We start from the raw sequence: 6,017 nt of genomic DNA on the forward strand, positions 1-6,017 counted from the left end.
AGGGGGTCAGCGTGCGATGGTCTGGGTACGCCAGATCTTCTTCTGCAGCTGCAAGATGCCGTACACCAGCGCTTCGGCTGTCGGCGGGCAACCCGGGACATACACGTCCACTGGCACCACGCGATCACAACCGCGCACCACGGCATAGGAATAATGGTAATAACCGCCACCATTGGCGCAGCTACCCATCGAGATGACCCACTTCGGGTCCGGCATCTGGTCGTAGACCTTGCGCAGCGCCGGGGCCATCTTGTTGACCAGGGTGCCGGCCACGATCATCACGTCGGACTGACGCGGCGAGGGGCGGAACACCACACCGTAGCGGTCCAGGTCCAGACGCGCTGCACCGGCATGCATCATCTCCACCGCACAGCAGGCCAGACCGAAGGTCATGGGCCACATCGAGCCGGTACGTGCCCAGTTCAACAGCGCGTCAACGCTGGTGGTCACATAGCCCTTCTCGAGCAGGGGGTTGTCGCCTTCAGGCCGCAGAATGTCATCAACCCGCCCTTCCGGGACGGGGTTGTTCATCAGGCCGTCGAGAGTTTGGATCACTCCCATTCCAGCGCTCCCTTCTTCCACACGTAGATAAAGCCGAGGAACAGCATGCCCACGAACAGGCCCATGGTGACCAGCGAACGCGCGCCGAGCTCCATGAACACCTGGGTCCAAGGCACAATAAAGATGATTTCCAGGTCAAAGACGATGAACTGGATGGCGATGAGGTAGTAGCGCACGTCGAACTTCATGCGCGCGTTCTCGAACGCCTCGAAGCCACACTCGTAGGCGGAGAGTTTCTCGGTGTCCGGCGAACGCGGAGCGAGGAACCGACCGATCAACATCAGCGCAACGCCAATGCCGGTGGCGACGATCAGAAACAGCAGAGACGGCAAATATTCGGCCAGCACAGCGATTCTCTCTTGCCTCTGCCCGGGACACCTGCAGGTGCCAAGGCATGGGGGATGAACGGGACTTGCCACGACGGGCCGCTGCTGCAACCCGTGTACCCGCATAAAACAATGGTGCCCAAGAGGGGACTCGAACCCCTACGACTCTCGTCGCTACCACCTCAAGGTAGTGCGTCTACCAATTCCGCCACCTGGGCTTACGTCAGCACAGCTGCTTCGCAGTGCGCCGCGTATTGTAACCGTCTTCAGTCTTTCTGTGCGGGTTCAGCGGGCTTTTCTTCGCTCTTGGCGGGAATATTTTCCGCCGGAGCCGTCGCCTGCGGCACTTCACCCACCGCTGCCGCCGCCGGGGCGGCCGGAACGGACTGCAACTCACCCGCCGGTGCCGCCGGCGTCGCTGCCGGAGCAGCCGCCTCAACCGCACCCATCAGGCCAACACCCTGGTCCGCCGGACGCGAACCGTGGCTGGCATACCAGGCCATGAACAAGCTGATGCCGAAGAACACCACGGCCAGCCATTTGGTGCTCTTGGACAGGAAGTTGGACGCACCACGCGCGCCAAACACCGTGCCCGACGCGCCCGCGCCAAAACCCGAACCCGCGGCAGCACCCGAACCACGCTGCATCAGGATCAGCGCGATCATCGCGAGCGCCACCAGCACATAGACCACATTGAGGATCAACATCAGCATTTGAAATCCGTCCCGGACAATTACCCGTTAGCGACCGGCCGCTGCCCTCGCGATGGCCAGAAAATCAGCCGCCACCAGCGAAGCGCCACCTACCAGCCCGCCATCTACGTCAGGCTGTGAAAACAGCTCTGCTGCGTTGTCGGGCTTGACGCTGCCGCCATAAAGGATCGACAACGAATCCGCAATTCTAGCATCGCGCTCTGCCACTACGCCACGAATGAACGCATGCACCGCCTGCGCCTGCTCTGGCGTCGCCGTGCGACCCGTGCCAATCGCCCACACCGGCTCATAGGCCACAATGGCCTTGGCGAAGGCCTGCACCCCGGCAAGCTCCAGCACCGGTGCCAACTGGGAGGCAATCACCAACTCGGTCTGCCCTGCTTCACGCTGCTCCAGCGTCTCACCAACGCATAAGACTGGAACAAGACCAGCATTGATGGCGGCCACGAATTTCCGCGCCACCAGCTCACTACTCTCGTGATGGTACTGGCGGCGCTCGGAATGCCCGACCAGGCCGTGGGTGGCGCCAACGTCCACCAGCATGCTGGCTGACACCTCGCCGGTATAGGCGCCCTTCTCGTTACTGCTGACATCCTGCGAGCCAAACGCCAGCTCGGTCGCCTCGAAATCCTCGACCAGATCGCCCAGATACGGCAGCGGCGGCAGGATCACCAGACGCACCCCCGGCAACGGCAGACCGGCAGCCACCTGCCCGACCAGGTCGGTGGCGAATTGACGGCTGCCGTGCAGCTTCCAGTTACCTGCAACGATTTTTTGGCGCATTCAGGCATAACTCCCCGATGAAAAGTATCGGCAAAGGATAGCCGATATGCGGACATAAACAGGACAAACTGCAGACAACGGAAGACAAGATGCAAAAAAAACGCCGCCGGGCCAGGGGCCGCGGCGGCGTTCATGCAACAGGCCGTAGGGCCGACCCCGCCTTACTTCAGCTTGATCTCACGCAGGCGCTCTTCCAGGAAACCGTGGGCGGTGATCGCCTGCGGGTAGCGACTCGGGTTTTCGGCAGTGATGCACGATGGCAGCACGTCGATCAGGAAATCCGGATTCGGATGCAGGAAGAACGGCACCGAGTAGCGCGGCTGGCGTGCCAGCTCACCCGGGGGATTGACCACGCGGTGAATGGTGGACGGGTACACATGGTTGGTCAGGCGCTGCAGCATGTCGCCGATGTTGACCACGATGGTGTCGGCATCCGAGGTGAACGGGACCCACTCACCTTCATGCGACTGCACTTCCAGACCAGCCGCACTGGCACCGACCAGCAAGGTGATGAAATTGATGTCGCCATGTGCGCCAGCGCGCACGTTGGGGATGTCATCGGTGGTGATCGGCGGATAGTGGATCGGGCGCAGGATCGAGTTGCCGTTGTTGGTCTTGTCTGCGAAGTAGTTCTCCGGCAGACCGATATGCAGGGCCAGCGCCGACAGCACCCGCGAGCCCAGCTGGTCCAGCTTCTGGTACAGGCCGTAGCCATGCTCCTTGAACCCCGGCACCTCGCTGGGCCACAGGTTCGGCGGCATCACTTCGCGGTACTTGGAGTCGTCGGCGATCTCGCGACCGATATGCCAGAACTCCTTCAGATCGAAGTGCTTGGAACCCTTGGCGGTTTCCACGCCGAACTGGGTATAGCCACGCGCACCGCCACCGCCGGCGATGTGATACTGCTTCTTCACATCTTCCGGCAACGCGAAGAATGCCTTGAACACGTCATATGCGGCGTCGATTTCCGCCTGTGGTATGCCGTGGTTGCGAATGCCCGCAAAACCCCACTGACGATACGCCGCGCCCAGCTCAGCCACGAAGGCGTCACGGTCGGTATCGAAACGGGTGATGTCGAGGGTGGGAATGCGGGAACTCATACAAAACTCCAAAGAAGGGAACGGGACGCCGGCTATTGAAACCGACGTCCCGGCAACACCACTATGATCCAGCTCAAACCTGTGCGGCAGCCGAACGAACCGCAGCGGCCAGCGCCTCAAGCGTAGCGCTCATCAACCCGGCCTCATCGGCCTCGACTGTGACCCGCACCACCGGCTCGGTACCCGACGGCCGCAGGAATGCCCTGCCCCGCCCGGCCACCGCCGCCTGCGCGGCCGCCAGCGCGGCCTGTACCGGCGCACTCGCGACCACTTCGCGCGCCCCCGTCTCCAGGCGCACATTGATCGTCTTCTGCGGCACCATCACCAGGTCCTGCAGTGCCTGGCGCAGACTGACGCCAGCGTCACCCAGCACTTGCAGCACCTGCAGTGCACTGACGATGGCATCGCCAGTGGTCGCCCGGTCCAGGCACAGAATATGACCGGAAGCCTCACCGCCAAGCACCCCATTGCCTTCAACCAGGGCCTGATGCACATAGCGGTCGCCGACATTGGCACGGATGAACGGGATGCCGAGACGCTCCAGCGCCTGCTCCAGCCCGTAATTGGTCATCAGCGTACCGACTACCGGACCACGCAGGCGGCCATTGGCCTGCCATGCCCTGGCCAGCACGTACAGCAAGCCGTCGCCATCCACCGCAGCACCGGTGTGATCGACCATCAACACGCGGTCGCCATCGCCATCGAAGGCAATGCCGATATCGGCGCCAACCTCGGTCACTTTGCGCGCCAGGTTGTCGATGTGCATGGAGCCAACGCCATCGTTGATGTTGATGCCATTCGGCTCGGCGCCGATCGCGGTCACGTCCGCGCCCAGCTCACGGAACAGCAGCGGCGCGACGTGGTAGGTAGCACCATGGGCGCAATCGAGCACGACCTTGAGCCCGCGCAGATAGAAATCACGCGGCACGCTGGCCTTGCAGAACTCGATGTAACGGCCGACCGCATCGCGCGCCCGCACCGCCTTGCCCAACTGCTCGGATTCCACCGTCGAAAACGGCTGGTCCATCGCCGCCTCAAGTGCCAGCTCGGTCGCGTCATCGAGCTTTTCGCCCTCGGCCGAGAAGAACTTGATGCCGTTGTCGTAGTGCGGGTTGTGCGAGGCACTGATGACGATGCCGGCATCGGCACCCAGCGTATGCGCCAGGAAGGCCACCGCAGGGGTCGGCATCGGCCCGATCAGCTGCACGTTGGCGCCTGCGGCAACCAGGCCCGCTTCCAGCGCCGACTCGAACATATAGCCGGAGATGCGCGTGTCCTTGCCGATCACCACGGTCGGTTGGGTACCGCCGCTGCGGGCAACCAGCACACGCCCCAGCGCATTGCCGACCCGCAGCACGAAATCGGCGGAAATGACGCCCTTGCCGACCCGGCCGCGGATGCCGTCGGTACCAAAATACTTGCGCGTGCTCATCAGGCAGCGGCTTCTTCGTGCTGCGGCTGACGGCCGAGCATGGCCAGCAGGTCGGCCAGGCGGTCACGCATTTCGCGACGGTCGCAGATCTGGTCGATGGCGCCGTGCTCGAGCAGGAACTCCGAACGCTGGAAGCCTTCCGGCAGCTTCTCGCGCACGGTCTGTTCGATCACGCGCGGGCCGGCAAAGCCGATCAGCGCCTGCGGCTCGGCGATGTTGATATCACCCAGCATCGCGAACGAGGCCGACACGCCACCGGTGGTGGGATGGGTCAGTACCGAGATGTACGGCAGACCGGCTTCGCGCAGCTTGGCCAACGCGGCCGAGGTCTTGGCCATCTGCATCAGCGAGAACAGGCCCTCCTGCATGCGCGCACCACCGGAGGCGGAGAAGCACACATAAGGGGAGCCGATCTCCAGCGCGGTTTCCGCAGCCAGGGCGAAACGCTCGCCGACCACCGACCCCATCGAGCCGCCCATGAAGGCGAAATCGAAGGACGAGGCCACCAACGGGCGCCCCTTCAGCAGGCCGCGCATGGCCACCAGCGCATCGTACTCGCCGGTACTCTTCTGGCTGGCCTTGATGCGCTCGACGTACTTCTTCTGGTCCTTGAACTTGAGCACATCGGTCGGCCCGAGGCGGGCGGCGATCTCGCTGGTGCTGTCCGCATCGAACAGCGCGGCCAGGCGCGCGCGCGCGCGGATGGCCATGTGGTGCCCGCATTTCGGGCAGACCTCAAGGTTTTCTTCCAGCTCCGGGCGGTACAGGGCCGCGCCGCAGCTATTGCATTTTTCCCACAGCCCCTCGGGGACGCTGCGTTTTTTGGAGGGCGTGTTGTCGGTACGGATGCCGGACGGCATCAACTTGCTGAGCCAACTCATGCGGGATGACAATTCCGTTCAGGGCGGCCTTGCGGCCACGACAGGGCCCACAGTCTAGCTCACCAGTGCGACCAAGTCGCAGCACCGAATCTGGCGCAACCCCTACTGCCGCGTATGTTTAGCCCCTGTAGTGGGGGGGGGGGGGGCGGCCCGGGGGCGGGGAGGCGCGGGCCCGCCGAGGGCCGCGCGCGGGCCGCAGGGGGAGGAAGGAGCGACGGAGG

7 protein-coding genes and 1 tRNA gene are annotated in these 6,017 nt (G+C 63.7%); all 8 read right to left on the reverse strand.

Going from position 1 to position 6,017, the window contains the following annotated elements; translation table 11 throughout:
- Positions 1 to 6: 6 nt before the first annotated feature.
- The 8 genes from ACVOLQ_RS18450 to accD all read right to left on the reverse strand — a co-directional run bounded on the left by ACVOLQ_RS18450 (position 7) and on the right by accD (position 5,796).
- Positions 7 to 561 (reverse strand): NuoB/complex I 20 kDa subunit family protein, encoded by a 555-nt coding sequence (locus ACVOLQ_RS18450; protein ID WP_017354657.1) that lies wholly within the window; start codon positions 559 to 561, stop codon positions 7 to 9.
- The gene (locus ACVOLQ_RS18455; protein WP_282268401.1) at positions 552 to 908 is read right to left on the reverse strand and encodes an NADH-quinone oxidoreductase subunit A; all 357 of its coding nucleotides are present in this window, start codon (positions 906 to 908) and stop codon (positions 552 to 554) included. The genes ACVOLQ_RS18450 and ACVOLQ_RS18455 overlap by 10 nt, the downstream gene beginning before the upstream one ends.
- Before the next feature lie 112 nt (positions 909 to 1,020).
- A tRNA-Leu gene (locus ACVOLQ_RS18460) sits at positions 1,021 to 1,105 on the reverse strand.
- Positions 1,106 to 1,153: 48 nt separating this feature from the next.
- Positions 1,154 to 1,600 (reverse strand): preprotein translocase subunit SecG, encoded by a 447-nt coding sequence (gene secG / locus ACVOLQ_RS18465; RefSeq protein WP_313173595.1) that lies wholly within the window; start codon positions 1,598 to 1,600, stop codon positions 1,154 to 1,156.
- A gap of 27 nt (positions 1,601 to 1,627) precedes the next feature.
- Positions 1,628 to 2,383 carry a triose-phosphate isomerase gene (tpiA, locus tag ACVOLQ_RS18470; RefSeq protein WP_481528881.1) on the reverse strand — a complete coding sequence of 252 codons (756 nt, stop codon included), beginning with the start codon at positions 2,381 to 2,383 and terminating at the stop codon, positions 1,628 to 1,630.
- A 161-nt stretch (positions 2,384 to 2,544) separates the two neighbouring features.
- Positions 2,545 to 3,483 (reverse strand): isopenicillin N synthase family dioxygenase, encoded by a 939-nt coding sequence (locus ACVOLQ_RS18475; RefSeq protein ID WP_481528882.1) that lies wholly within the window; start codon positions 3,481 to 3,483, stop codon positions 2,545 to 2,547.
- Between the two features lie 73 nt (positions 3,484 to 3,556).
- Positions 3,557 to 4,915, reverse strand: coding sequence for a phosphoglucosamine mutase (glmM, locus tag ACVOLQ_RS18480; RefSeq protein ID WP_481528883.1), 1,359 nt, complete (start codon positions 4,913 to 4,915; stop codon positions 3,557 to 3,559).
- Positions 4,915 to 5,796: an acetyl-CoA carboxylase, carboxyltransferase subunit beta gene (gene accD, locus ACVOLQ_RS18485; RefSeq protein ID WP_313173591.1), complete on the reverse strand. Its 882-nt coding sequence runs from the start codon at positions 5,794 to 5,796 to the stop codon at positions 4,915 to 4,917. The genes glmM and accD overlap by 1 nt, the downstream gene beginning before the upstream one ends.
- Between the last annotated feature and the right edge of the window lie 221 nt (positions 5,797 to 6,017).

This window comes from Stenotrophomonas sp. STEN031, assembly GCF_056759975.1.